22 protein-coding genes and 1 pseudogene are annotated in these 26,824 nt (G+C 67.6%); 10 read left to right on the forward strand and 13 right to left on the reverse strand.

Annotation, left to right across the window (positions count from 1 at the left end):
* Nucleotides 1-49: 49 nt before the first annotated feature.
* Nucleotides 50-718 carry a hypothetical protein gene (locus IPI67_36790; GenBank protein ID MBK7585733.1) on the reverse strand — a complete coding sequence of 223 codons (669 nt, stop codon included), beginning with the start codon at nt 716-718 and terminating at the stop codon, nt 50-52.
* A gap of 140 nt (nt 719-858) precedes the next feature.
* On the opposite strand from IPI67_36790, the pseudogene IPI67_36795 reads away from it, so the two are divergent.
* The 5 genes and pseudogenes from IPI67_36795 (at nt 859) to IPI67_36815 (ending at nt 6,110) form a co-directional block, all read left to right on the forward strand.
* A pseudogene (locus IPI67_36795) lies at nt 859-1,733 on the forward strand (flap endonuclease).
* 25 nt (nt 1,734-1,758) lie between these two features.
* Nucleotides 1,759-2,610, forward strand: coding sequence for a hypothetical protein (locus tag IPI67_36800; GenBank protein MBK7585734.1), 852 nt, complete (start codon nt 1,759-1,761; stop codon nt 2,608-2,610).
* A 36-nt stretch (nt 2,611-2,646) separates the two neighbouring features.
* Entirely contained in the window at nt 2,647-3,786 is a 1,140-nt protein-coding gene (locus IPI67_36805; protein ID MBK7585735.1) for a PrsW family intramembrane metalloprotease, read from the forward strand.
* Between the two features lie 121 nt (nt 3,787-3,907).
* On the forward strand, nt 3,908-4,660 hold the full coding sequence (locus IPI67_36810) for a hypothetical protein (protein MBK7585736.1): 753 nt from the start codon (nt 3,908-3,910) through the stop codon (nt 4,658-4,660).
* A 100-nt stretch (nt 4,661-4,760) separates the two neighbouring features.
* The gene (locus tag IPI67_36815; protein ID MBK7585737.1) at nt 4,761-6,110 is read left to right on the forward strand and encodes an alkaline phosphatase family protein; all 1,350 of its coding nucleotides are present in this window, start codon (nt 4,761-4,763) and stop codon (nt 6,108-6,110) included.
* Nucleotides 6,111-6,117: 7 nt separating this feature from the next.
* Here the strand turns inward: IPI67_36815 and IPI67_36820 are convergent, their stop codons facing one another.
* From IPI67_36820 to IPI67_36830, 3 genes are all read right to left on the reverse strand, one after another.
* Entirely contained in the window at nt 6,118-7,146 is a 1,029-nt protein-coding gene (locus IPI67_36820; GenBank protein MBK7585738.1) for a hypothetical protein, read from the reverse strand.
* A gap of 65 nt (nt 7,147-7,211) precedes the next feature.
* Complete coding sequence (locus IPI67_36825; GenBank protein ID MBK7585739.1) at nt 7,212-8,045, reverse strand: SDR family NAD(P)-dependent oxidoreductase; 834 nt, start codon at nt 8,043-8,045, stop codon at nt 7,212-7,214.
* Between the two features lie 54 nt (nt 8,046-8,099).
* Nucleotides 8,100-9,098, reverse strand: coding sequence for an AraC family transcriptional regulator (locus IPI67_36830; GenBank protein ID MBK7585740.1), 999 nt, complete (start codon nt 9,096-9,098; stop codon nt 8,100-8,102).
* A gap of 44 nt (nt 9,099-9,142) precedes the next feature.
* On the opposite strand from IPI67_36830, the gene IPI67_36835 reads away from it, so the two are divergent.
* Both IPI67_36835 and IPI67_36840 read left to right on the forward strand, forming a co-directional pair.
* The gene (locus IPI67_36835; protein ID MBK7585741.1) at nt 9,143-10,465 is read left to right on the forward strand and encodes a DUF4349 domain-containing protein; all 1,323 of its coding nucleotides are present in this window, start codon (nt 9,143-9,145) and stop codon (nt 10,463-10,465) included.
* Between the two features lie 116 nt (nt 10,466-10,581).
* Nucleotides 10,582-12,423, forward strand: a complete 1,842-nt coding sequence (locus IPI67_36840; GenBank protein MBK7585742.1) for an acyl-CoA dehydrogenase — start codon at nt 10,582-10,584, stop codon at nt 12,421-12,423.
* A gap of 20 nt (nt 12,424-12,443) precedes the next feature.
* On the opposite strand, the gene IPI67_36845 is transcribed toward IPI67_36840, so the two are convergent.
* A complete protein-coding gene (locus IPI67_36845; GenBank protein MBK7585743.1) occupies nt 12,444-13,829 on the reverse strand; it encodes a hypothetical protein in 1,386 nt (461 codons plus the stop codon).
* A complete protein-coding gene (locus tag IPI67_36850) occupies nt 13,826-14,521 on the reverse strand; it encodes a glycosyltransferase family 2 protein (GenBank protein MBK7585744.1) in 696 nt (231 codons plus the stop codon). The genes IPI67_36845 and IPI67_36850 overlap by 4 nt, the downstream gene beginning before the upstream one ends.
* A gap of 74 nt (nt 14,522-14,595) precedes the next feature.
* On the opposite strand from IPI67_36850, the gene IPI67_36855 reads away from it, so the two are divergent.
* Nucleotides 14,596-15,234, forward strand: coding sequence for a 5-formyltetrahydrofolate cyclo-ligase (locus IPI67_36855; protein MBK7585745.1), 639 nt, complete (start codon nt 14,596-14,598; stop codon nt 15,232-15,234).
* Here IPI67_36855 and IPI67_36860 read toward each other — a convergent pair.
* The 6 genes from IPI67_36860 to IPI67_36885 all read right to left on the reverse strand — a co-directional run bounded on the left by IPI67_36860 (nt 15,200) and on the right by IPI67_36885 (nt 21,918).
* Complete coding sequence (locus tag IPI67_36860) at nt 15,200-15,637, reverse strand: transcriptional repressor (protein ID MBK7585746.1); 438 nt, start codon at nt 15,635-15,637, stop codon at nt 15,200-15,202. The genes IPI67_36855 and IPI67_36860 overlap by 35 nt on opposite strands.
* Nucleotides 15,638-15,760: 123 nt before the next feature.
* Nucleotides 15,761-18,010 carry a cation-translocating P-type ATPase gene (locus IPI67_36865; GenBank protein MBK7585747.1) on the reverse strand — a complete coding sequence of 750 codons (2,250 nt, stop codon included), beginning with the start codon at nt 18,008-18,010 and terminating at the stop codon, nt 15,761-15,763.
* Nucleotides 18,011-18,056: 46 nt separating this feature from the next.
* On the reverse strand, nt 18,057-18,974 hold the full coding sequence (gene argF / locus IPI67_36870; protein MBK7585748.1) for an ornithine carbamoyltransferase: 918 nt from the start codon (nt 18,972-18,974) through the stop codon (nt 18,057-18,059).
* Nucleotides 18,971-20,173: an acetylornithine/succinylornithine family transaminase gene (locus IPI67_36875; protein ID MBK7585749.1), complete on the reverse strand. Its 1,203-nt coding sequence runs from the start codon at nt 20,171-20,173 to the stop codon at nt 18,971-18,973. The genes argF and IPI67_36875 overlap by 4 nt, the downstream gene beginning before the upstream one ends.
* A gap of 119 nt (nt 20,174-20,292) precedes the next feature.
* Entirely contained in the window at nt 20,293-21,075 is a 783-nt protein-coding gene (locus IPI67_36880; GenBank protein ID MBK7585750.1) for an HAD hydrolase family protein, read from the reverse strand.
* Between the two features lie 3 nt (nt 21,076-21,078).
* Entirely contained in the window at nt 21,079-21,918 is an 840-nt protein-coding gene (locus tag IPI67_36885; protein MBK7585751.1) for a hypothetical protein, read from the reverse strand.
* A gap of 115 nt (nt 21,919-22,033) precedes the next feature.
* On the opposite strand from IPI67_36885, the gene IPI67_36890 reads away from it, so the two are divergent.
* Nucleotides 22,034-23,749: a peptidase S8 gene (locus tag IPI67_36890; protein MBK7585752.1), complete on the forward strand. Its 1,716-nt coding sequence runs from the start codon at nt 22,034-22,036 to the stop codon at nt 23,747-23,749.
* A gap of 82 nt (nt 23,750-23,831) precedes the next feature.
* On the opposite strand, the gene IPI67_36895 is transcribed toward IPI67_36890, so the two are convergent.
* Complete coding sequence (locus tag IPI67_36895) at nt 23,832-24,146, reverse strand: hypothetical protein (protein MBK7585753.1); 315 nt, start codon at nt 24,144-24,146, stop codon at nt 23,832-23,834.
* 137 nt (nt 24,147-24,283) lie between these two features.
* On the opposite strand from IPI67_36895, the gene IPI67_36900 reads away from it, so the two are divergent.
* Nucleotides 24,284-26,821, forward strand: a complete 2,538-nt coding sequence (locus tag IPI67_36900; GenBank protein ID MBK7585754.1) for a J domain-containing protein — start codon at nt 24,284-24,286, stop codon at nt 26,819-26,821.
* The last annotated feature ends 3 nt before the right edge of the window (nt 26,822-26,824 follow it).

Below are 26,824 nucleotides of genomic sequence, written 5' to 3' on the forward strand. Positions count from 1 at the left end.
ACCCCGCCCGCAGCTTGGAGGACCGCCGAGTTGTCGGGGTTGGGCCGGCTCAGTCGCCGCCGTCGCCCGCGTCCGGATCGGCGTCCGTGGAGGCATCGCTGCTGGCATCCGCCGACGAATCGTCCGCGGCGTCGCCGCCGCCGCCGTCCAGGCTGGAATCATCGGGGGCGTCTGCGGCGGCGTCTGCGCCGCCGGTCCCGCCCGTTGCTCCGCCAGTCCCGCCAGTCGAGCCACCGGTTCCGCCGGTTGCACCGCCGGTGCCACCGGTCGAGCCGCCCGTACCGCCGGTTGACCCGCCGGTTCCGCCAGTTGACCCGCCGGTGCCACCGGTCGAGCCCCCCGTGCCGCCAGTGCCACCGCCATCGCTGCCGCCGGTGCCACCGCCATCGCTGCCGGCCGCGCCGCCGCCGCCATCGCTACCGGCCGCGCCGCCGCTGCCTGCTGCACCGCCGCTGCCGGCCGCGCCGCCGCTGCCTGCTGCACCGCCGCTGCCCGCAGCACCACCGGTGGAGCCGCCGCTGCCACCCGCACCACCGATGGAGCCGCCGCTGCCACCTGCGCCACCGGTCGCTGATGTGCCACCGCTCGCGCTGCCGGCAGCGCCAGCGCTGCCCTCCTTGATCTTGTCGCGATCGACGTCGGTGAGAAGCGTGCAGCTCGTCACGATCAAGGCTCCGAGCAACCCCAAGCTCAATATCGAACGCGGCGCGTAATTCATCGTGATGGCCTCTTCGGAGGAAGGTCTCTCGATTGTTCCACCGCCAGCGCCGCGAGCGCAACCCTGATCACCCGAGCCGCAGTGGTCTTTGTGGGAGCGGAGCCCGCTCTTCGCGCGTCGTGGGCTAGAATTCGGCGACCGTGAAGATCCACCTGATCGATGGCACCTACGAGCTCTTCCGCGCCTGGTTCGGGACTCCCAGCGCGCGCGACCCGGGTGGGCGTGAGGTAGGCGCCACGCGGGGCTTCCTCAGTAGCATTCACGCTTTCTTGCGCGACTCCGAGGTCACCCACGTGGCGTGTGCCTTCGACCACGTCGTCGAGTCGTTTCGCAACGATCTCTTTGCCGGCTATAAGACGGGAGAGGGATCGATGCGGAGCTGTTTGCCCAGTTCGAGTTGGTGGAGAATGCCGCGAGAGCTCTGGGGCTGGTCGTCTGGCCCATGGTCGAGTTCGAGGCAGACGATGCGCTGGCCACGGCGGCACAGCTTCACGCCAACGCGCCTGGAGTAGAGCAGATCGTCATCTGCTCACCCGACAAAGATCTGGCGCAGTGCGTCCGCGGCCAGAGGGTCGTGTGTCTCGACCGCGCACGTCGGCGGTCGATGGACGACGCCGGTGTGCGCGAGCGTTTTGGCGTGCCGCCCGGCTCGATCCCCGACTACTTGGCGCTGGTCGGCGACGCGGCTGATGGCATTCCGGGAGTGCCACGCTGGGGCGCGCGCTCGGCTTCCGTCGTGCTCGCCCGCTACGGTACGCTCGACGCGATCCCCGCGGACGTCGCGCTGTGGGACGTCGCGGTGCGAGGAGCCGCCGCCCTCGGTCGAGAGCTCTCGAATCACCTCGACGACGCCCGTCTGTACAAGAAGCTGGCGACCCTCCGTCTCGACGTCCCGCTCAGCGAGAGTGTCGACGACCTCGAATGGCAGGGCGTGCCCCGCGACCTGTTCACCAAATTCTGCGAACAGGTCGGCGAGCGGTCACTGCCCTCGCGCGTGGTGCGCTGGCGCGATTGAGGGGTTACGGCTAGGCTCTTCGGCGATGAAGTCGTCTGCCGCCGCCGCTGCCGCTGCTCTGGTCGTGTTTGCCATCCCCGCGGTCGCGTCCGCGCAGAACTGGGGACCGCCGGCCCAGCAACCGCCCGCCAATTCGTGGAGCAATCCCCAGCAGCCGCAGCAGCCGCAACAACCGAACAGCGGCATGAGCGCGGGCGGTCTCGCCCCGCCGAGCTCGAATCCCACGGACCCCAACGCGCCCAACGTGCAGACGGAACGCGAGCTCGACAAAGCTGACAAGGAAGACTCGGGACGAGGCCTCGAGTTCTTTTATTTGAACGCCGAGGTCGGCGGCGAGTACCTGGGCCTCCAGACCTTCAAAGCCAACAACCTCGTCGATGCCGGCACGGTGAAGACGAAACAGACTGGGTTGATGTACGGCGCGGGCTTGGGATTGCGACTGGTGTTCATCACTCTTGGTGCCCGCTTCCGCCTGGGTCAGTTCACGGAGTGGGACATCTGGACCCTGAACGCCGAGCTCGGCATCCACATCCCCCTCGGTTCGGTCGAGCCGTACTTCACCTTCGGCGGCGGCTACGCCTCGATGGGCGCGTTCGACAGCGGAAACCTCGGCGGCAGCCTGAGTTCCGCCGACGTCGACATCAAGGGTTACAACATCCGCGGCGGGTTCGGGCTCGACATCTACCTCTCCAACGCGTTTTCGATCGGCGCGAACTTGACCGGTGAGATGTTGGTTCTCACGCGACCCGGCGTCGATCCCTCGAAGCTCCAGGCCACCGGCACGGGTCAGGAAGCGGCCGCCAAGGCGTACGAGGCAGACGGCTCGAGCATCGGCGCCGGCGTCTCGCTGACCGCGGTCGCTGGACTTCATTTCTGACCCGAGCGTCCGGCCTGATATCCTCCGCGAGCCCGCGTGCCTCGCATCTTGCTCGTCGTTCTGGTCGGCGCCGTCCCCTTGGCGTTCGCGCTGCTGTTGTGGCGCCGCGTAAACCGACTCGCCCACGTTCCGCGCCGCCGCACGCTCATGATGGTCGTCGGTGGCGTCGCCGCGGGGCTGACCGCCGGCTGGGTCGAGCGACTGATCCTCGCTTTCTCCGAGCTGTCCTTCGACGCCACGAAGGTGGGCACGGTGGGCGCGCTCCTGGCGACCTTCCTGCTCGCCGCCCCACTCGAAGAGGGCCTCAAGGTGCTGGTGGTCTGGCCGCTCTTTGGCATGCGCGCGCTGTCCTCACCGCGCCTCGGCCTCACTTACGCGGCCTGCGCCGGTGCCGGCTTCGCTACCGGGGAGACCATCGGCATCGGCTGGGTCGAAGCGCCCACGAGTGTGCTGGCGGTGCGTTTGCTCGTTGGCATGGCGGCGCACCCGTTCCTGGCCGGCCTCTGGGGTTACTCCCTCGGTAATCAACGCCTCACGCGCGGTCGTCGCTTCGTCGTGGCGTGGTTCGCCGCCGTGCTGCTCCACGGTCTGTACGATCACATCGTTTTCGGACGCGGTCCGGGTCTGCTCGTGCTCGCGATTCCGATGTTTCTCTGCATGGTGCTCGTGGCTGGGCTCGCGATTCGAGACGTGGCGCCGTCCCCGGATTCACGTGGCTCCGCGCTGCTCTCGAGCATCCCCGAGCCACCCTCTTTGGGGTCGATGAGCCGCGCGTTGACCCGACGTGATCGCCCGCTGATGCTGCACTGGATCGCGATCGGCGCGCTGGTCACTCTCGGTGTCGTGCTCGTCGCCCTCGCAGGCGCCGTCTACGTCGGGCATGTGGTCGGTGTCGACTTCGCGCTCGCCGACGAGGCCGACGTGCGCTCGAGCGGTCCGCTGGTGCTGCTCGGCGCCGCGACGTTGGCGGGTTTCCCGCTGGCGGGTTACCTAGTTGCGCGCGCGAGCTCGGCCCACAGCGTGCTCGAGCCTGCGATGGGAGCCGGAGTCGCCATCATCACGGCAGTGCTCCTGGTGTCCCTTGCAGCTCCCGTCACGGCGGTCTTCGGTCTGGCAGTGGCGCCCCTGGCTTTTGCGCTGGCCTGCGGTGGGGCGTGGTTCGGGCTCGTGCGTTGAACTGCGTCGCCGCCGTCGTGGGTGCTGGCACACCGGGCGAGTGGCACAACTGGCAGGTGTACGAGATCAAAAACCTTTCGACTCACTCCTGGCGGCATGGAACGTGCGTTTGTCTTGCCTCATGCGCACTCCTCTCCTCGTGGCGGGTCTGTTGACCCTGACCGTTCCGGCCTTTGGCCAGTCGTCCGCCGCGTTCCCCGACACCCCCGCGCGGGCGTCCGCCGTGCCGAGCCCTGCGCCAGCACCCCGTCCGCCGGTCGAGCGCACCACCGCACCCGATGCCGCCTCCGCGGCGGCGTCTGCGCGTGATGGCAGCTCGGAGCCAGGCTTCGCTCCGCGCATGCCTCCGCCTGCACCTGCCTACTACCCGAGCGCCGCTGGACCGTACGCGGCGGCGCAACCGACCTTCGCGCCGGCGTTTGCGCCAAGCTCGCCCATGAGGGACGGGGGTGAAGGTGCAACGAGCGCCGGTGCGTCGTCGACGCTCCTGGTCGTGGGCGCCATCCTGGTCGGGTTGCCCTACGCAACCGGGCTCGGGATCGGCGCGTCGGAAGGCTTCGACAACGGGAGCGCGTGGTTGGCCGCGCCGGCTATCGGTCCGTGGCTGGCGCTCTCGGGACGACGGGATCCGTGCGCCGACAGCCAGCAGAAGAAAGAGTTCGACAGCGACGTGGGCAAGTGTGTTGCCGAGCCGATGGTGCGCGGCATGCTGGTGCTGGACGGCGTCCTGCAGGCGACCGGAGCCGTGATGATGCTGGTTGGCGCGAGCTCCGGCGGCACGCCGAAGCCGCGGCGCGAGGCGCGCGCCGTCGTTGCCGCTCCGACGCCGATGGGGCGAGACGGTTATGGGCTCGCGTTGGCGGGGGCGTTCTAACCGACCCTCCCCGCTGCGCGCCACCTTCCGCGCAGAGTTTTCACAGGAGTCACGACACCGACACGGGAGCTCGCGTCGATGGCTGCTATGCTGCGCTGCGATGAATTTGCGGCTCACTACCCTCATTGGTTTGGCAGCTCTCTCAGTCGCTTGCTCCTCGACGGATGACGTCTCGCCGCCGGGTCGAGTGAACTGCGACCCCGCGAATGATGCGCGCTCGACTGCGCGCGCGTCGTGTGAGTTCGGCAAGGGGGCGCTGCCCCGGGAGACCCTCGGCTGCAGCATGCGCGGCAAACGTCTGCCCTTCGAGCACGTGGTGCTGTTCATGCAGGAAAATCGCTCGTTCGATCACTACTTCCAGGAGCTGCCGGAGTTTGGGCAGCCGGACGTGGAGGTGGCGCCCGAGGGAACCAGCAACCCGGCGCCGGACGGGAGCGCGGTGCCGTTCGTGCACCAGCAGAAGTACTGCTTCTCGGACACCAACCACGAGTGGGACGGGAGCCACGAGTCATTCAACGACGGCAAGAACGACGGCTTCGCAAAGGCCAACGCCAAGTCGAGTGACCCGACGGGCGCCCGGGCCATGGGTTTTTACGATGCCAGCGACCTGCCGTTCTACCACCAGCTCGCGAGCACCTTTGCCATCTCGGATCGCTACTTCTGCTCGGTGATGGGCCCGACCTGGCCGAACCGGATGTATTACTTCGCGGCCACCTCTTTCGGCAACACCGATAACGTTCCGGTGGGCGGTGAGGTCGACACGATCTTCGATCGGTTGAACGACGCGGGCATCACCTGGAAGCAGTACCGCACCAACCTGGCGACCAGCGCGATGTTCGTCACGGATATCCTCCAGAACCTCGACAAGGTCGTCGACGTCTCCGAGTTCGCGAAGGACGTCGAGAACGGCACCCTCCCGCAGGTGGCCTGGGTCGACCCGCTATTTTCAGCCGGTGGCGCCCTCGAGTCGAGCGAGCACCCGCCGGGTGACATGCAGGTGGGCCAGAGGTGGATCCACGACAACGTGAAGCTCATGATGGGCAGTCAGTACTGGAAGAAGACCGCCATCTTCATCACCTATGACGAGCACGGTGGGCTCTACGATCACGTGCCCCCGCCCAAGGCCTGTGCGCCGGACGAGATTGCTCCGAAGAAAGGTGCCGAGCTGGGCGGCTTCGATCAGCTCGGCTTCCGCGTCCCGCTGTTCTCGGTCTCTGCTTACACCAAGCCCCACCACGTCTCGCACCAGGTGAACGACCACAGCAGCATCCTGCGCTTCGTCGAGACGCTCTTCGAGCTGCCGGCCCTCACGCGGCGGGACGCCAACGCGACCGCCCTCCTGGACCTGTTCGACTTCGAAAACCCCCCGTTTCTGACGCCTCCCGAGCTCGACGAAGCTCCGATTGATCAGGCGAAGCTCGAAGCCTGCAAGCTCGAGTTTCCGCCCTGAGCCCCAGTCACTGCAGCTCTTTGGTCATCACCCAGCCCCGCGACCCGTTTGGCGTGAGGGTCACGCAGGTCGTCGCTGATACCTCGACGAAGGACCAGCCCTTCGGGTTTTCGTACAGCACCTTCAGCTTGTCGCCCTTGTGGACGTAACGAATCGCGGTCGAGAGCGGCGCATACCGCAGATACATGTCGTTCGGCAGCACGGTCTTGGTCACGTTCATCGTCTTGCCGCCGCAGTCGTCCTGACCGTCGGTCGACTTGTTCGTGGCAGTACAGCTCGCGTTCCCCGTGCACGTCATGGCCTTGCAGCCGTCGTGGGGGTTGCTCTTCACCTGGAAGTCCGCGCTGGCAGGTCCGTCTGCGCAGTTGCCCCCGGCGTATCCGTTGAACTCGAGCGCGCTCGTCGGAACCCAACCGCTCGTGCCCGAGCCCCGCGCGTAACCGAACACGTAACCGTTCAACGCGGGCCGCACCGGCGGGTTGTCGGAGCAAGATGGGTTGCGGCTGGACTGAACCGCGAAACCCTGTCCGGGCGCCAGGGTCTCGATGGCTCGGTTGTCGCAGGTGAAGAGCGACGTCGCGGTGGTGATCTTGTACGGGTAGTAGCCGACGTTGACGCCGTTCGCGACGTGCGCGTCCGCAATGCCTCCACACTTGGTGCCCGCCTCGCCGCCGGGGCCGGTGCAGTTGGGATCTTCGGCGCCGCCCGGTGGAACGCCGAGCCCCGGCCCACCGCCACTGGGTGCACCGCCGCCGCTGGGTGCACCGCCGCCACTGGGTGCACCGCCGCCGCCGGGTGCACCACCGCCGCCGGCTGCGCCTCCGCTGGTCGAGCCCGCCGCGCCCCCGCTGGTCGAACCCGCCGCGCCTCCGGTCGCCGCACCTCCGCTGCCTCCGCCTGGCCACCCGCCGCCGCCGTCGACACCGGAGCCACCGGTGCCAGGGTTCTTGTTGGAGGCGCTCCCGTCGTCACCGCCACACGCGACGACCATGTGTGTCAAGACGACGGCCGGACCGAGTCGAACGAGGTAGGACATCGGACCAGTCTATCCCGTTCCGGGTTGAATCGTGGCGGTGGCGAGCCCGCCCGCCCCAGGAGCCTTCAACGCCCGACGATGCCTGTCCAAGCCCTGCGCCAACCTCGCGCCACGAGAGCCGACGTCAACGAAGGAAACGCACGTTTCGCGGCGTCGATCATGTGGGCCTCGCGGGTGATCAGCACCCGGTGTGAGTTCCTTTCGATCCCGCGCACGATGGCCTTGGCGGCGCGCTCGGGCGGCATCATGCGTGCGAAGGCGCGCTCGGTGCGGGGTCTCAGTGCGGCGGCGGCCGGGTCGTCGGTCCAGCGGGCGGACTTGACGATGTCGGTGGCCACGCCACCGGGCTGAACACAAGTGACACCGATGTGTGTGTCCGACAGCTCGACGCGCAGGCTCTCGCTCAGCCCGTAGACGGCGAACTTGCTGGCGCAGTAGGCCGAGTTCATCGGCATGCCAATCAGGCCGAAGACGCTGGAGACGTTGACGATGTGAGCCTCGTCTGCTTGGCGCAAGAGCGGCATGAAGAGCTTGCAACCGTGGACCACGCCCCAGAAGTTGATCCCGATCAACCACTGGAAGTCCTCGAGTGTGTGATCTTCGAAGGTGGCGGATACGGCGACCCCTGCGTTGTTCACCAGCACGTGCAAGCCGCCGTGTGCGCTCTCGATCTGCCGAACCAGATCTTCCATGGCAGCGCGATCGGCGACGTCCACGAGGTGCGTCGTCGCCCGCACGCCGAGGCGCTCGACCCGCGAGCGAGTCTCGTCGAGCCCACTCTCGTTCACGTCGGCGAGCGCGACGTGTGCACCTTTTTCTGCCAGGCGGACTGCCGTCGCACGGCCGATGCCACCGGCAGCGCCGGTCACGAGTGCGATCCGTCCCTCGATACGTTTCATGCGACCGAGCTACGGCAGCTCGGGGCAGGCGGCTAGCGAGAGACGCCGCTCTGCTCAGTTCGAGCGTCGGTGCTCGGCGGGCGTGCTGCCGGTCCAGCGCTTGAAAGCCCGGTAAAAAGTGCTGGTGTCAGCGAAACCGAGCAGATAACCGACCTCGCCGATCGAGACCCCGGGGTTCTTCAGGAGTGACAGCGCCGCGCTCCGCCGCACGTCGTCGAGCAGCTCCTTGTACGACGTGCTCGCTTCGGACAAACGCCGCTGCAGCGTGCGGTCACTCATGCCCAGGGATGCCGCCGTCGAGTCGAGAGTCGGTTCCATGCCGGAGAGCTCGCGGGCGATGGTGCCCCGCACTTCGTCGACGAACGTCGCGGGCCCACGCAGGCGCTCCAGGAAGTCGCTGGCGTAACGCTCGAAGAACCGCGACAGCGCCGGGTCGGCGGCGAGGCAAGCTGCATCGAGCCAGGCCGCGTCGAACTCCAGCTCGTCTCGAGCTTGCGAGAACGACACCTCGACGCCGAAGAAGCGCTCGTGCCCGGACACGTCGAGCGGAGGCCCCTGAAGGAAGCGGACGTGGCGGAGCGGGCAGCTCACTCCGGTCAGCTGCTTGCCCCGCGCCAGCACCAGCCCGAACAAGAGCTCGGTCGCCGGGCGGGGTGCCGCGGGCAGGCTGCAGTTCTTTCCAATCAAGACCGCCGCCTCAGCATGGCGCTCGAGCATCAGGGAGGTGCGGTCGTCGACCAGCGGATAATAACGGATGGTGCGCTCGATGGCCTCGCGCAGCGTGGCGGACGAACGGATGGTGAAGTCGAGGACTTCGAGGGCGCCGAGCGGAATGGCGGCCGCAGCTTCGAGGCAGAACAACTCGTTGTGGGTGAGCTCCGGCGCGCGGTCCATGAGCCGAAAGGCGAGCGCGGCATCGACGCGAGCCTCCGCGTCTGCGAGCACTTCGGCGCTGAGTCCGGCGCTCTCCAGCAAAGCGGCGCGATCAGCCCCCGCTTGCTCGAGCGCGTCGAGCAGCGCACGCACCACCACGGTCGACAAGGTGCCGCTCATCGGTGAGTCCAATGATAGCAACCTCGACCCTAGCGGTGTCGTGATTGCGCTCCCGCTACGGCTCTGAAAGACTGCTCACCGGAATCAGCACGTTGCCCGTCGCACCGAGGATCCGCGCGTCCCTGCTCCTGGCCCTGGCGGTCTTTGGCGGTAGTCCGGAGCCCGCCCGTGCCGACCAGCAGGCCGCGATCCCCACGCTGGCCGTGCAGCCGAGCTTGTGGCGCACCAGCCGTGTCCAGCTCCACGTCGAGCGCGGACTCCACGCCCAACTGCGCATCGGAGAGCTTGCGAAATCGCTCGGCGGGCAAATCGCAAACTCGAGCGAACAGTACGCGAGCGTGGAGGTGCCGACTGCGCGTTACGCCGCGTTCATTGCAGCGTTGCGCCGGCTGGGGAAGCTCTCGCGGGAAACCGTCACCACGTCCGACGAGTCGGGTCGCCTTTCCGACGCGCAGTCGCTCGTCCGTTCGCTGCTGGTCGCTCGCGAGCGAAGGGCACGACTCGGCGCCATCGCGAGGAGCGTCAACGAGAAGCTCACGCTGGAGGGGGTGAACGCGCGGACGGCGAACGCCATCGTGCAGGCCCAGCGCCGCGTGCACGACATCGAGAGCAGGTCCGAGATCGTCAAGGTCGAGATCTCACTGCGCACTGAGGGCGTAGAGACCATCGAGCCGGCGACCCTGCCCTTCGGCTGGCTCGACGAGCTCGGCGCGGCGCGGCTGGCAAATCCGCCGGCCGAGCGCTCCGATCGCTCGCTCGAGCTGCGGGCGATGAACGACTTTCAGCTGAACCTGAAGACCGACTACGTGCACGACGCAGAGCCCCTCGGCGGCACACACTTCGCCACGGCGCTGGCCTTCGACATGCGTGTGCTCGGAGAGGCGAATCCGGTCGGGATCTTCGGCGGCCTGGATCTCGGTCTCGGTGCCAGCCAAGGATTCGTCTACAACGTTCAATCGCTGATCGGGGCGGGTGTGCCCATCGGGCAGAGGTTGGTCATCGGTGTCAGCTCGGGTCCCGGCATCGACGGCATCACCACGGTCGTTCCGTTCGGTCTGCTCTTCCCGGTCGAGCTGTATGTCGGGTGGGACATGGCGGAGTGGATGTCGGTCAGCGTGTGGGCCCACAACGCCTGGGTCGTCGCTTCCGACGCACGCCAAGCCGGTTCTCCAAACACGCTCTTCGGCGACGAGCTGAGCGCGGGCCTGGCGTTGGTTCTGGCCGCACGCGACTCGGGCGGCACCTACTCGTCGCGTCGCAACGGCTGGGTGGTCGGCGCTGGTTACCGCGAGCTGATGGGCACGCAGATGTTCGAGCTGCGCTTGGGCTGGGCTGGCATCCAGTCGGACTTTTCCGGCGGATACTGAGCCCCCCTTGCGGGTCTCGACACTTTGCGTCAAAGTGAACATCAACGCGGTGCGGCAAGCCCCGCCGAGGCCATTTTCCCTGTGTCTACGTGTTTTGGGGGGAGGAGTGATGAGCAATGTCCCTTCCCCAGAACCGATACAAGGCTGACCTCCGCGAGCTGAACTTCGTGATGTTCGAACAGTTTCGTCTCGGCGAGCTGCTCGGTCGCGAACCCTACCAAGACTGGGGTGAAGAAGAGGTTCGGCTGACGCTCTCGGAGGTCTACCGCTTCGTCACCGAGGTGACCGGGCCGCTGAACGCCGTGGGCGACCAGGAGGGTTGTCGCATCGAAGACGGCCAGGTGGTGACACCCACGGGTTTCAAGCAGGCCTGGCAGAAGACCTACGAGAGCGGCTTCAAGAGCCTGGCGGTCCCTCCCGAATTTGGCGGTCAAGGGGCGCCGCGAGTGCTGGCCGCGCTCACGACCGAGCTCACCAGCGGCTCGAACACCGCCTTCGAGATGTACCCAGGCCTGACCATCGGCGCGGCGGATCTCATCGAAGCGTTCGGGACGCCGGAGCAGCGTGAACGTTACTGCCAGAAGATGTTCAGCGGCGAGTGGGCCGGCACGATGTGTCTCACGGAGCCGCAGGCCGGCTCGGACGTCGGCGCGGCGGCCACCTTCGCCAAGAAGAACGCCGATGGCACCTACAGCCTCAACGGGTCGAAGATCTTCATCAGCGGTGGTGATCAAGATCTGACGGAGAACATCGTCCACATGGTGCTTGCGCGCACCGAGGGTGCGGCCAAAGGCACGAAGGGCCTCTCTCTGTTCATCGTTCCCAAACGTCGCGTCGAAGCCGATGGGGCTTCGGGTGATTCGAACGACGTCAAGTGCCTCTCGATCGAGCACAAGATGGGCATCAAGGGCTCATCGACCGCGCTCTTGCAGTTCGGTGATGATGGCCAGTGCATCGGGGAGCTCTGCGGCACGGTGGAGCAACAGGGCATCCGCCAGATGTTCAAGATGATGAACTATGCTCGCATCGGTGTCGGTCTGCAGGGCCTCGGCATCGCGTCGGCGGCGTATTTGTCCGCTCTGGACTACGCCAAAGAGCGCAAACAAGGCGCGAGCGCCAAGAACTGGAAGGACCCCGACGCACCGCGCGTGGCCATCATCGAGCACTCGAACGTGCGACGCATGTTGCTCTGGATGAAGGCCCACGTGGAGGGTGTGCGGGCGCTGATCGTGAAGGCGACCGCACACCTCGACCAGGCTGCGGTGTTGGCCGGCAAGGACGACGAAGCGGCGCTCTACCACCAGGGGCAGACCGAGCTGCTCACGCCGCTGGTCAAGGCCTACTCGTCCGACATCGCGTTCCGCGTGGCAGAGATGGCGATTCAGGTCATGGGTGGGGTCGGCTACACTGAAGACTATCCGGTCGAGCAGCACTGTCGCGACGCGAAGATCTTCAGCATCTACGAAGGGACGAACGGCATTCAGGCGCTCGACTTGGTCGCGCGCAAGCTGGGCCAGGCGGGCGGCCAGAACACCCAACGTTTCTTGGGCGACGTCTCGGCCTTCGTGGAGAAGAATCGTGAACACCCGGTTCTCGGCCCCAGCGTCGCGCACCTGGCGCTCGCTCAAGAAGCCGTTGCCGGCTCCGTCATGCAGCTCCTTGCCTGGTTCCAGGGCGGCGCGGCCGAGCGCGTGCCGCTGGTCGCGAATCGCTTCCTGGCCATGATGAGCGAGCTGACGATCGGTTGGCTCTTGCTCGACGGAGCGGTGGTGGCGGTGGACGCTCAGAAGGCGCTCGCCGAGTCGGACCCCGACCACGCCTTCTACGAGGGCAAGAAGCACGCGGCGATCTTCTTCGCCCACCAGATTCTGCCCGGCATCATCGCCTCGGCGAAGATGCTCGCGTCCGGTGATACGAGCGCGCTCGACATCCCGGACGCCGCGTTCGCCACGGTCTGAAACAAGCTGCAGGGCTCTTTTCAGCGCTCTTGGCCCCCGGCTTCCGCGGGGATCGATGGGCGGGCACCAACCGGGGGGCGAGGCGGCTCGGCAAACTCGTCGCCAAGATCAAAGGCGACGAAGCGCCCGGAGAGATGCGGGGCCTCACTCACCCACAGCCGACGGCGTCCTGAGTCGAAGACCACCCCGTGGGTGGCGATGTGCGCGTCGATGGCTCGGCGATCCCCCGCCGGCAGCGGCTGACCCCCGACCGCACGTTTGTCGCGCAGCAGTCGCACCGTGTCCTCCGCCGTCGCCGGGTGATCCAGCTCGGCGACCAGCTCCGCGCCCCGCGCGGCGCGCACGAGGGTCGAGGTCGCCGACCGCACGGTCTGGTTCTTCGGGTCGTTCGCCGCGGGTCCCTCGAAGTGGTTGGTCACTGCTGCGCGCGCCGGCAGGTCACGCAGATGCGGCGGCATGCCGGGCACCCGCTCGATGACCACGGCACGCCCGCTCGCATCCGTCGCGATCACGAGGTGGCTCACCATGGGTTCTCGCGCGGCGAAGGCTGCGCGGGCTTCGTCCACCGTTCGCGCGCTGGAGAGCACGCGGCGCAACGCATGAACCACCGGCTCACCAATGGCCTGCGGCTCACCCGCACGTCCGCCATGCACCACCAGTGCTAGCCCCTCGCTGTTCATTCCGCTGACGACCCCCGGCAGTCCGGGCCAGGCTACCGACGCAAACGGCAGCGCGCCGTTCTCCCGCACGAAGAACACCGCCTTGTCGTCGTCGAACACGTCGTTGACGTCGAAGTCGAAGGCGCGTCCGAGCAGGGCGTGACCCTCGCTGGCCGCTGCGCCCGTGAACGTGAACGTGGTGCAGCCGATGAGAGGAGAATGCTCGAACGACAGCGCCATGTCGTAGAGCGCGTTGAGGTAGACGAAACGTTGATAGGTCGGGAAGAGATCGCTGAACGGGTCCGGCGCAAATCCTAGGGCGCCTGCCGCGAGCTCCCGCCGTCGCTCTGGTGCAAAACCCTGATCCACGTGGCGGTAGCGCAGCTGTGCGAGATCGAGCAGCAACCAGCGCGCCGGCGCCGGGCGCACGGTGCGGCGAAACTCGTCGAGCAACACCCCCTCGTTGGCCCGCATGCTGTCCCGTAGCAATCGTGCCTGGGAAAAGCCGATCTGTTCCGGAGAGCCGGCCAAGTGCACGATCCAGAGTTTGCCCTCGCGGCGTACGCTCGAGTTGCCGAGGGCCGTGACTCCCGGAGCCAGCTCACGGATCGGTTGCTCGTCGATCACCACCGCCGGTGGTTCCAGGCGGGCGGCGCGTTGAATGGCGAAATGCGCGAGCGTGAGCCCCAGCACGCAGCCCAGGAGTCCATACCCGGCGACGCGGAGCGCACGTCGGGCGCGCGTCACGTTCCCTCGCTGCGTGTGAGCAACGTGGCGACGACCCGGAGGACGATGCGGGCAGGATCACGCACCGAATGGAAATGCGTGCTGCGATCGGCCGGGTACAACACCCGCACGGGTTCTTGCACGATGAGCCAGCCGGCCCGGGCGGCGCGCAAGACCACCTCGGCCTCGAAGGCGTAACCGTCGGAGCGCGAGCCGAGCGCGAGAGTGCGGGCGAGAGGATAACGCCTCAGGCCGCATTGAGTATCTGCCAGCGCGAGCCCGGTGAATCGCGACAAGAAGAAGTTGGAAATTGCGTTCGAGCGCTGGTTGGCCACGGGTGCTCCGGCGGCGATCAAGTCTCGCACTCCCAGCACCAAGGCGTCGCTCGGTGCCCGATGTGTGGCCAGTCGAACGGCCTCGGCGGCGGGGTGTTGCCCGTCAGCATCGACGCTGACCGCCAATTCCGCGCCCAGACCCAGGGCGCGCTCGAAGCCGGTGCGCAGCGCGGCGCCCTTGCCTCGATTTCGCGGGTGGCGAACCACGTACGCTCCGGCGCTCCGTGCCGCGTCAGCGGTGCCGTCGCGCGAGCCGTCGTCGACGACGATCACCTGCGGAGGACCTGCGGTCTCCGGCCATTCACGCACGAGCTCGCTGACCACGTCGCCCACCGTGCGACGCGCGAAATAAGCTGGGACGACGGCGACGACGCGCATCTCGCCGGGAATCTGCCACGAGTCGTGTCGGACCAAGAAGCGGGATGACTCGTGATCCGTGATATGAGGGCCGTGTGGCCGAGCTCGCAAAGATCGAGGTCGAAGCGCTGATCGCGCAGGCCAAAGGCCAGATCCGCACGCGCATGCTGGGCTTGAGGAAGGCGCTGCCGGAAGCCGCCATCGCCGGGCGCAGCGCTCGAATCGTTGCTCACCTGGTCGACCTGCCGGAAATCCGCGCGGCCAAGAGCGTTGCCAGTTTCTGGCCCATGCCGGAGAAACACGAGGTCGATCTCACGCTCCTGGACCAGCAGCTGAGGGCTCAGGGCAAACGCATGTTCTACCCGTTCATGACCCCGACCGAGACCGGGCATCACACGGGCTTTCGCCGTGTTACCGACGTCGGCACGCTGGCGCGGCGCGGGCGCGGGTTCTCCGAACCCCCAAGGGACGCCGAGGAAGCCGGCCGCGGGGACGTCGATGTGGTCATCGTGCCGGCGCTGGCGGTCTCCGCGGACGGTTACCGCATCGGATACGGTATTGGATTTTACGACGTGACTCTGCCCGACGTGTGCCCGCCGGCGACGAGCATCGTGGTCGCGTTTTCGTTCCAGCTTCTGGCCGAGGCTCCCAGGCACGCGGGCGATTTCGCCTGCGACAGGCTGGTCACCGACGAGCGGGTCAGCGACTGCCGGGCCGCGCGCGCGCTGGTTTGAGCTCACGTTTTGCGTTGCATTCCGCACACGAGCCGTAGAGCTCGTGTTTGTGGTGCTGCACCACGAACCCGTGACGGGCCGCGATGCGATCCTGGAGATCCTCGATCTCGGGCTCCTCGAACTCGGTGATCTTGCCGCAGTCCAGACAGATCAAGTGATCGTGGTGGGTCTGGTGGTCCGCGAGCTCGTAACGGGTGAACCCATCGCCGAACTTGCGCTCGTGAACGAGCCCGCCGTCGGCGAGTAGCTTCATGGTGCGATAGACGGTGGCGTAGCCCACGCGTGGATCGTCGGCTCGCACTGCCTCGAGCAGCTCGTCGATGGTCACGTGGTCCGAAGACTCGAACAGCTTCTCGATGATCACCCGCCGCTGCCCGGTGCTCCGCAGCCCACGCTGCTCCATGAACGTCGTCAGCTCTGCGCGCAAGCGCTCACGGTCCGGCTCGCGTGCCTCGCTTGCGGCGGCTGGTTCCCCTCGCTTCACTCCCACTACATCGCGCCCGCAAGCCGTGGGGTCAAGCGGGTGTCAGCCCTCTCGCGCTCGAAGCCGGAACAAGGCGGCGATCGTACCGAGCAACGCCGCGAGCGGCGCAATTGCCGGCGGAATCAGCGCAAAAGCGACCCCCAGCGCGCCCGCGACGCCCGGGATCAGCGTGAGCAAGAGGCCAAGCCGGGCCTCGCTCTTGGCGCGGTGTGCCAGACGTACGGCGTACGCGGCATCTCTCACATCGTCGCTCGCCAGCTGGATCCCCCACTCGGCGGTGCTCGAACCGGCAGAGCTCAGCGCGGCGGACACATCAGCGGCGCCGAGGGCGATGTCGTCGCCCGGGCTGCGCCCAACCACCGCCACCGTTGCTCCGCCGTCCGCGAGGCGGCGCACTTCGTCCCCGCGATCCGCCGGCAAGACCTCCGGGCGGATGTGCTCGATGTCCAGCGCGCGGCCGATGGCCTCACAGGTCTCGCGCGCATCACCCGAGAGCAATACGGGCTCCACCCCAACGTCGAGCAGGTGCTGCACGGCCGCGCGCGCGCCGGGACGCAGGCCGTCTTGAAGGCCGAGCACACCCACCAGGCGACCACCCAGCGCGACCAAGATGGCGGCGCGGCCCATGGCCTCGAGCTCGATGATCTTGGGCTCAGCGGTCGCAACCGAGATCCGCTCCTTGAGCATCAACGCTCGACTCCCGACCACCAGGGGCTGTCCACTCGAGGCAACCGCAGTCACGCCGAGGCCGGGCTGCACGCTGTGACTGCGCACGCCGTCGGGCCGAACACCTCGCACGCGTGCGGCCCGAAGGACTGCGGTTGCGACCGGATTGACAGCGCCGCTCTCGGCGCCGGCCACCAGAGCCAGCACTCGCTCGGGCTCCACGCCGCCGATGGGTTCCACGTTCGCGACCTCCGGTTCGCCGAGCAGGAGCGTTCCGCGAGCGCAGAACGCGGCGACCGAGACGCGCCCGGCCTTGTCGAGGGCCTCGGCGGAGCGAAAGACGATGCCCCGGCGCAAGGCGCCGAGCACGGTGTCCATCACCGACAGCGCACCGACCTGGGCCACGCCCGCGCTCGCGAGCGCACACTGGGCGGCTACGGCGAACATCGCGATCGTCAGGGTGGACTGGTCCTCAGCGTAACCCGCCAGCGCTGCGAGGCCCGCGGCCAGAGGTGCGGCGCGCTCCGCGGTCAGGCGTCCGACGCGGGCGCCGGACGAGAAGAGATCGGCGCGGCGGCGCGGGTCATTGGTGACGCGCATCCAGGCACGATCGAAGCCGGTCCACGCCGCGACGGCCCGCAGCCGGCCTTCGAGCACGGTCGCGCCGGCGACGATGTGATCTCCTTCGCCGCGGGGCGTGCTGGACTTCGAGCCGAGCCAAGGTGCGATCACGCCGCTGCCGGCGGTGATGGTCGCGTCCACCGGCACGACCTCCCCAGCTTCAATCACGATCTCTTCCCCCGGCCGGAGATCGAGCGCGCGTACACTGGCTGTCTCGTCGCCGATCACCCGCCGACCCGGGCTCGAAAGCGCGTCGGCGATCATGAGGCGTTCGAGATCGAACGGGCGGCGCGCCCGTCGAGCGATCCAGATCCCGCCGGCGACGCAGGCGAGCACTACACCTGCCAGCGTCGCGGCCGAGTTGCCTTCTTTGGCGCCTGCGACGCGAGCCACGATGGCGATGGCCACCGCGGCGATCGGGGCCGCGAGCAGGGCGCCGGGATGGGCCTCGGTTGGCTCTCGTTCGCGCGTCACCCCCTCCGCGATCAGAGCGGCCGCCGCGACACACACCACGACGAGTCGTGCGCTGAGCGCGCCGGGTGAGCTGCCGGCCAGGCTCAAGGCGACCGAGAGCAGGCCTCCGGCGATGCTGAGCCCGAGGAGCAAAGAGCCAATTTCGGTCGGACCTGCGAGATCAGGCGTCTCGAGCCGAGCCGCGGGTGCGGTGTCGTGAGGATCGGCGTCTGGATCCGAGAGCGTCTCGAGGTGACTGGCATCGTAGGCAGGCGTGAGCTCCGCGGTCGTCACGTCCGCGAGCGCGGCGACCTGCCGACGTTGGTCGAGTGCCTCGCTGGCCTCTCGCCGTGTGGCCACCACGGCGGTCGGCGGCGTGGGCGTACGGCGCCGTTTGGGTACCGGTAGCGGAGTCTCGCGAGATGCCGGGTCGTAGTGCTCGCGACACTCTGCGCTGCAGAAATAGCGAAATTTGTCGTTGAAGATTGCAACCCGGGCGGCGCGCAGCGGATCGACGGGGGTGCCGCACGCCGCACAGCGCACGGGCCTCACCCGCGGACCGGCCTGGGGCTCCGAGGGTCTCTCCGCTCGGGCCTGCTCACTCATCGATACCCATCGACCAGACCAGCGCCGCCTTGGCGGTGTGCAAACGAGCCTCGGCTTCGTCCCACACGAAGCTGCGCGGTCCTTCGATCACGTCGTCGGCGATCTCTTCGCCGCGGTGTGCCGGCAGGCAGTGCAGCACAACGACCTCTTTCGCAGCACCGGACAGGAGTTTTTGATCGAGCAGGTAACCCTGGAAGTCGGCCATGCGTTTCTGCTGCTCGGCCTCCTGCCCCATGCTCGCGAACACATCCGTGCTGATGACGTCGGCGCCCTCGACCGCAGCCTTCGGGCTGCGCACGACCTCGATGCGCCCGCCGCGCTCCCTGGCCCGGTCGAGCTCCTCCCCGCTCGGGTCGTAACCCTCCGGGCACGCGAGGGTCAGGTCGAGCCCGAGCAGTCCCGCGGCCTCGATCCACGAGTTGGCCATGTTGTTGCCGTCCCCGAGCCACACGAACTTGAGCCCGGCGAGCTTGCCCCTGACCCGCCGCACCGTCATCAGATCGGCCAACAGCTGCATCGGATGGCTCTGGTCGGTGAGCGCGTTGAGCACCGGCACCGAGCTGTGTTTCACCATGTCGAGCAGGCGCTCTTCGCCAGCGGTGCGGAAGGTGATGGCGTGGACCATGCGCGACAACACACGCGCCATGTCGGCGATGGGTTCACCGCGTCCCATCTGCGAACCCTGGGCCGTCACCACGACGGGATGACCTCCGAGCTCCGCCACCGCGACCTCCAGTGAGATACGGGTGCGGGTCGACGCCTTCTCGAACACCAGCGCCACGGACTGGTCAGCGAGGTGTCGCGGTGCGTTCGCCTGGTGGCGTCGCTCTTTCCAGCGGTCCGAGGCGTCGAGGAGCCGGATCAGTCCGGCCGGGCCCAGATCGGACAGAGACAGAAAATGTCGGATCACGGCTGCGCTCCCAGCACTCGGTCCACGATCCCGAGGGCCTCTTCCAGGTTGGCTTTGGTGGCCACGAGCGGTGGCGAGAAACGCAGGCCCGCCGCGCCGGCGATGCTGAGCAAGAGCCCCGCGTCCCGCAGCTGTTCGAGGATCGCCCGAGGGTCGATGCCGTCCCTCAAGATCAGCGCTTGCAGCAACCCGCGACCGCGTGACGTGGTGATCAAGCGCTCGTGAGTCTTTGCCAGCCGGCTCAACCCCGCGCTGAGCTCGTCGCCGCGTGCGTTCACGTTGTCGATGATGTGTTCGGTCTCCAGCGTGTCGAGCACGGCCAGCGCTGCGGCAGAGGCGAGGGGGTTGCCGCCGAAGGTCGAGCCGTGGCTACCGGGCGGGAGCACGTTCTCGAGGTGGGCGAGGCACAGCATGCTGCCGATCGGCACTCCGCCGGCGAGTCCTTTCGCGAGGCACACGGCGTCCGGCACGACGCCGTCGTGCTGAACCGCCAGGAACTTTCCGGTGCGACCGATGCCCGTCTGGATCTCGTCGGCCAGGAGCAGCGCGCCGTGCTCATCGGCAATCCTCCGCAGCTCGGCCACGAAGCCGGCGGGCGCCGGCAACACTCCGCCTTCGCCTTGAACCGGCTCGAACAAGATCCCAGCCACGTCCGGCCCCATGGCGGCGCGCACGGCCGCCGCATCGCCGTAGGGCACGTGGGTGATCCCCGGGAGCGGTCCGAAACCGTCGCGGTACTTCTTCTGCCCGGTCGCGGCCAGGGCGCCGAGGGTGCGGCCGTGGAACGAGTTGTCGAAGGCGATGACCCGGTAACGATCCGGCTCGTTGCGGCTGAAGAAATGGCGGCGCGCCAGCTTCAGCATGCCCTCCATCGCTTCCGCGCCGGAGTTGCAGAAGAACGCGCGCGCCATGCCGGTCAGGCGGCACAGACGCTCGGCGAGCAAGATGTTTGGCTCGTTGTAGAAATAGTTGGAGAGGTGAATGACCTCGGCGGCCTGTTTCGAGATCGCCTCGACCAGCCGCGGGTGCGCGTGGCCGAGGGTGCTGACGGCGATCCCGCCGTGCATGTCGAGGTAGCGTTTGCCCGACTTATCCCAGAGCTCCAGCCCCTTGCCGCGTTCGATGACCAGCGGCGGCTGGCGGTAGTTCGGATACAGGTAACGACTGGCGGTGGCGACGAGCTCGGCTTCGCGGGTCATGACAACCGAGGACGTACCCTAGCCCGAGCGCTGCTGCCAACCCGGCATCGGGCGCGGCCATTTCGAAGCCGTGCCGCGAGCCGGCGTTCGCGCGTCTCCGCGCCGGAGAACCGCAGAGCTCACGCGCCCCGTAGTTTCACCAGGTGCGCCGCAGCCTCGGCGAACCCCGCACCGCCAACACCGAGGGTCTGGTAGCGCGGTGTGACGGTCGGCCGCCCGCGGAAGTTCTTCACCGTCAAGCTGGTGCGAAATGCTGCGAAGCACGTGGAGTCGTTCTCGCTGTCGCCGATGAAGGCGTAACGCCAGCGGGCCAGCGTTGGGTCCGTGCCAAACAGCAGGCGAATCAGGCGCACGGAACCGGTCGCTTTGTCGTCGGCGTCGAAGGTTATGTGAAGGTGCACGCTCGATGTCTGCGTGCGGGCTCCTGCCTGGCGCGCGAGTGCAGCAGCGGCACGCACGAGCTCGGGCGCGGCTTGGGTATTTTCGCCGATGTCGAAGGTGAAGTCGCTGACCCGAGCGGCCACGTCGTCGGCGGGCTGCAGTTTCGGGAACGCTTCGCGGATCTTCGCGACGACGACCGCGACACGTTTGCGCCGGCGCTGCCGCTCCGCCTCATCGACCGCGTCGAGTCGACAGAGCACGTCAGCCTTGCGATAGAGCGAGACTGCCCCGTTCTCGCTGACCACGCCGGCGATGGGCCACTGCCGGGCGATCACCTCGCCCCAGCCTGCCGGACGTCCGGTAGCGGCGATCAGCTCGAGGCCGCTCTCACGCAGGCGGAACAGAGAAGTGTAGGCCTCGAGCGACAGGCGCCCGTGGTCCAGCAGAGTGTCGTCGAGATCGAACAACAAACCGTCGAGGGAGCGGGCTTGGCTCTCCGACAGAAAATCGAGTGAGCGCATGTCTCAGCCGACGATGTCCCCGAGCAACTTGCCCGTGTCCTTGACCATGCTCACGCTCTGGTCGAGCCCCTTCACGATCAACTTGAGGTGAAGCAAGAGCTTCGGATTCAAGATCTGGGTCGGCGCGCTGGCAATCAGCGCGACGCCTGCCGAGGCAGTCTCCGCGGCCTTGGCGCCGAGCTTCACGCCCAGTTCAGCGGTGGTGAGCCACAGACTCTCGAGCTTCTCGACGCCCTTCTCCATGCCGCCGGAAGCCCCCGACTTCAGCTCTGAAAGCGCGCTCTGGACCTCGCCCTTTTTGATCTTCTTCTGCCCGTTCTCGACGTCCGACGGCGCATCTTCGCCCTTGACCTTGGCGGCGGCGAGGTGAACGTGCCGCCCGGTCTCCATCAGCTGATACGCGGTAGCGTACATCTCCGCCGAGGCGCGGAAGAAGTTGTCGTACTCCGCCATGCCGATCTGCACGTACTTGAAGTCGTACTTGGCGTTGGGGTTCATGCGCGCGACCTTGAGGTAGTCGTAGCGCACGTCGCCCTCGTAGGGTTTCAGCGACGAGGCGAGCTGACCAAGCTGCACCTGCCCCTGCGGCGGGACCGACACCAGCTTCTTGGCGAGCTCCGCGGTCGTCGCGCCGACCTCCTTGGCGAAGTCACTGAAGTCGGTGGCCACCTCACCCATGGCCTCCTCGAACTCGTCCCAGTTCTTGGCTTCACGCACCTTGGTGGTGGTGTGGCCGTTCTGGGTCTTGGTCGTGATTACCGTTGCTTTCAGCCCGATGGCTTCGCAAGCCGCCGAAAGGCTGGCGAGTGCCCCGAGTCCCACGACACTTCTACGCGAGAGCATGCTCGGCTCATACACCATCTCTTCTCGCGCTGGCATGGCCTCCCGAAGCGAGCGCAAACTCCGCGTGCCGGATGGGTCGATGGCGGGCGAGCCCGTCTGCGCTAAGCTCGCCGGCATGAGGTCCGCTGCAGTCTCTCTGGCGCTCGCCGCTGTGCTCGCGTCGAGCCCGGCGCTCGCTGGTGCGCCGGGGAGCCCGACAGCATCGGCCACCGACGAGACCGCGGAGGACATCCCCGGTGAGCTGGTCGTCGACTTCGCGGACGACGTCGCGCCGTCGGTCATCAGTGAGATCCTGTCGCACTTGACCGTCAGCTTCCGACCGTCGGTGCTCGAAGCGGAGACCCGCGTCGAAGTCGTGCGGGTGTTCGGCGAGGGCATGGACGCGGTGCGTGCCGCACTCGAGAAGGACGCTCGCATCGATTTCGTCGAGCCTCACGCGCGGGTCCGGGCGATGTTCGTGCCCAACGACCCGCTCTTGAAGGAGCAGTGGCACCTGAGCCGGGTGGGGGCCGAGCGGGCCTGGGATTTTTCCACCGGACGCGGCGTCACGGTGGCGGTGATCGACACCGGAATTGCGTGTGAGAAGTTTGGTCCCTTCGACAAGGCGACGGATCTGAACGAGACCCGCTGCGTCGGCGGGTTCAACTTCGTCGACCGGACGGAGCACGCCAACGACGATCATGGTCATGGCACCCACGTCGCCGGCACCATCGCCCAGAGCACGAACAACGGCCTCGGCGCGGCGGGCATGGCGTTCGACGCCCGGCTGATGCCGGTGAAGGTGCTCTCGGCCGACGGGTGGGGCACCACCACCGACGTTGCGGACGGCATCCGCTGGGCCGCCGATCATGGCGCGCAGGTCATCAACCTCAGCCTGGGCGGGCCGCGCAATTCGCTGGTGTTGCAGAAGGCCATCGACCACGCCCGCAAACAAGGTGTGACAATCGTGGCGGCGGCGGGCAACAGCGGTGGAGCCGTGGGTTATCCCGGAGGCAGCGCGGGGGTGATCGGGGTGAGCGCGCTCGCCCAGAGCGACGAGCTGGCGTGGTTCTCGTCACGCGGTCCCGGGGTCGATGTCGCGGCGCCGGGTGTGGACGTGGTGCAGCAGACGATCTGCAACGGCGGTCACGATCGCTGTGAGCGATTCCCGAGTTACAACGGCACCAGCATGGCGGCCCCGCACGTGGCGGGCGCGGCGGCGCTGCTGGTTTCGCTGGGTCTATCCGATCCAGCTCAGGTGGAGCGAGCGCTCGTGAAGAGCGCACGCAAGCTGGACGACTCCGCGAAGGGGCGGGCGCTCTTTGGTGCCGGTGCGCTCCACGCCGGCGGCGCGGCCACTCGCGTCGCGCTCAATCAGCTCGTGGCGCGGCTCATCGCCCTCGCCCTGGCAATCTTCGTGGTCTTCCGCCCGCTCCGTCGGCGCGGCGTCGGGCCGTCGCCGTGGACACCGCGTTTCCTGGGGCCGGCCCTGCTCGCGGGCCCGGGCCTGCTGTTTTTCGCGCCGTTCATCGTCGGTCGCCACAACGACCTGGTGGATCTACTCGCGCGTCCGCTCCCGGATTGGGACATCCTCTTCAGCTCGTCACTCCACGGGTACCTGACGCTCGGCAACGTGGCGCTGCCGTTTGGCCTGACCCTGCTCTTGTTCGGTGCTCGCGGCGCGCGCCCGTTGCTCGCGGGCCTCGCGGTCGGCATCGCGGCCTACCTGTTCGCCGCGGCGGCGCAGGGTGGTGTGTACTCGGCGATGGGTCGCTGGGGCCTCGCGCTGTTCGCCATGTTCAACGCGGTCGCGTGTCTGGTGCTCGCGCGGCTGGTGCTGACGGAGAAGTAGCGGCTTGTCATTCGCCGGGCTGCGCGCGAAAAGCTCAGTTGCACGGCTCCCCCAAGCGCCGCGCTGCCGGTGGCCCGGCCGCTCAGTTCCCCGCCGCCGCATCCGCCAGAAGCTTCAGATTCTGGTTCATCTTCCACGACGTGTCCTCGGGCGCGAAGGTGTTCTGCCCCGAGTCCCAGTTGCCGCGCGCCGCGACCACCAGCTTCAAGCTGGGGATCACCGTCATGACTTCTTTGTTCCAATGCCCGTTGGCTTGGAAGGTGTCAGCCGGAGCACTGGGCCAAGCCACGCTCGAGGTGGTGCCAACCTTCGCATTGAACCACCAGTTGAAGCCGTAGGTGCCCGGACCGAACGGGGTCTGATCGCTACCGCCACCGAACGTGCAGTCAGGAACCATTTCCTACTCCGCGACGCCGAGCGCGGGTGCCGTGATTTCCGGCTTCGCGAGCGTCGCACTCCGAGCGCCGTAGCGCGCGCCGTTTGCAGGCGGCCATCAGCTGCCGCGGCCTCACGCCAGGCGCGCGCTGGCGGGGCGTGGCGACTCTCGTTATCCTCTCCGGCTCTGGTAGCGAGCCAAGGAACTGGGTGGTCGACGACGCGCTGATTCTGTTCACTCCCGGCGCGCGCTTTGTCGTCAGCATCGCCGAGTGGCCGGCGCACGAGGCTTGGCAAGCACAGGCGAAGGCGCTCGGAGTCCTGTTCGAGACTCCGGATCGCGTGACGGAGACTTCCGGCTCGACTCGGCTCGGGCTTGCCGTCGAACTTCTCCCGGACGCATTGCTGCCGAACGCCGCGCACCTGGCGCGGGCGGGCGCGCATTCGCTGAAGCTCGAGGTTCGGCTTGAGGCGACTCCGGAAGGAGCTCACGTCGGGATGGCGGACGCGGAAGTTCGGGAGGTTGAGTACCTGAGCCGTGCTCGCTGGCAAGCTCACATCAACCTTGGCAAAGAGGAGGGCGACCTGCTGCCATCGGCGCTCGCCGTTGCGCTGGCCGCTGCAGGTCGAGGTGTGTTCTACCACGCGAACCTGGACCGTACGGTGTTCGGAGCGAACGCACTCGTGATGATGGAGCTCTTGTGTTGGTACAACGAGCACCCGGATAACTACACGCTCGGCGACTTCGTCGACGAGTATCCAGTCAGCGTCATCCAGCTAGTCGCGGAGCGCGTCGTAGTGCTCGTGCACGAGCGGGTCGGCGTGACGGTCGACGGCGATGCCCTGGCTCGGTCGCTGGCTCGTGTCAGCGTCGAGCAACACCCTGACCTGGAAGGCGGCTCTCCCCTCCAACGGCGCGAAGTCTGGGAAGACATCCATCTGCGGCAGATTCGCTGCTGGCTCCAGGGAAAGCTCGCCGGCCCGAATGCGCCGGATGGCGCCGAGTGGGTCGCGCTCATGCAGAACATTCGCGAGGTGCTCACTTCGCTGCGGGAGGCGCCAACCGAACCAGACGAAATAGGCGCGGCGAGCAATGACGACGAAGACGACGAAGACGACGAAGACGACGAAGACGACTACATCCCTGCGTCGCTGAAGCTCGCCCGGGAGCTGCTCGAGCTCGAGCGCGATGCGTCACCGCAGTCGGTCAAGCGCGCGTACTTGCGGCAGGTCAAACGCCACCGTCCCGAGCGCGATCCGGAGGGATTTCAGCGGGTTCGCGCTGCGTACGACCGACTGCGTGAGACTTCGGATGGAGCCCCGATTGGACTCGCGGCACCCAGCCCGACCGGCCGCGACGTCGGAGCGTTGCGCAGTCGTGCCGCCGCGCCAGTCGCCTCGACCTCTCCGCTCGCCCCGTTTTACGAGCGCACGCGCAAGCTGCGCCGTGGCGATCCCGAGGCCATCACGGTGTGGCGCGCTGCGATCGACGAGGTGCCCGACAGTCCCGCGGCGCGTCAGGAGCTGTACGCCGCGCTGGTCGCCAGCGGACACGATCGCGAAGCTGGCGTGGCAATGATCGAGGCGGTTCGCGCGGGTTTCGACGGGTTTCTTGGTCTTCTGGTGACGGCGCACCGGGCGGATGTGCCCGAAGACCTGCTCGTGCGGGCCGCCAACGACGACGAGCTTCTGGCTCCCGTGCTCGACGCTTGGGTGCAGAGAGAGGAATGGGATCGCGCGGCGGAGGTCGCAGAGCGAGACCTCAGTCGCGCCATGCGCTCTGCGGAGGTCCGTCTCTCGCTGGAGGATTGCATCCGCACACAGATTGGGCTGGCGAAGGAGGGAAAAAATACCCAGGCAACAGCGCTCCACGACGCCGTCGCGCGGTACGTGGAGCAGGCGCCGAAGGAACTTCGGTCGAGCGGCATGAGCGCGCACTGGCTGCTCGCCGCCGAGCTCGTCCACATGCTGCCGTGGTTACAGCCGGCCATACGCAAGGCCATCGCGATCGCGCTCCTCGAACAGGACGTGTCCTCCGTTCGGACGGAGCTGGATTGTTTGCTGCGGAAGCGCCCGAAATCCCGGCGTCGCATCGCGCGGCGGGCGCCGGTGCTCGCGGCCCTCTTCGGCATCGAAGCGCCCACAGCTCCGGTCGGTCGGGTGGAGGCAGACCCCGTGAATGATGAGCAGCCGGAGTCGACGGACGACCCCGCTCCGGTGGGCCTGCCGGCGCCCTCCTGGGCGGTGCTCGCAGGCATCGCAGTGCTGGCAACGTTCGTGTTTCTGTTGTTGGGCCCCAAGCGGAGAGACCGCGAGACTCCTCCATTTCGGAGCCAAGGTGCCTATCCGCCGCCTGCGGCAACAGCGTCCGGGGTCGACCCGGAAGCCGACGCGGAGCTCGACCCGGAAGACGACGCGGACATCGAACCGGCCGACGCCGACCCCGAGCACACCCATCCCGAGCTCGAGAAGAAGGCCCGCAAGGTCATCGCTCGTGCGCGAGAAACCCGGCACGACAGCGCCGCGGATGACGCTAGAACCATCGTGCGTGCCGTCCGCAACAAGGACTGTGAGGGCGCGCGGAGAGCCAGCCACAACCTGCTGCTGGCGATGGCCCCCGCATCCTCGAGCTACGACTATCGACTCTCCAACCTGTCCATGGACCTAATCGACGAGGCCCAAGCCATCTGCCCGTGACCG

The sequence above is a fragment of the Myxococcales bacterium genome, assembly GCA_016706225.1.
Taxonomy (GTDB): Bacteria; Myxococcota_A; Polyangia; order Polyangiales; family Polyangiaceae; genus JADJKB01.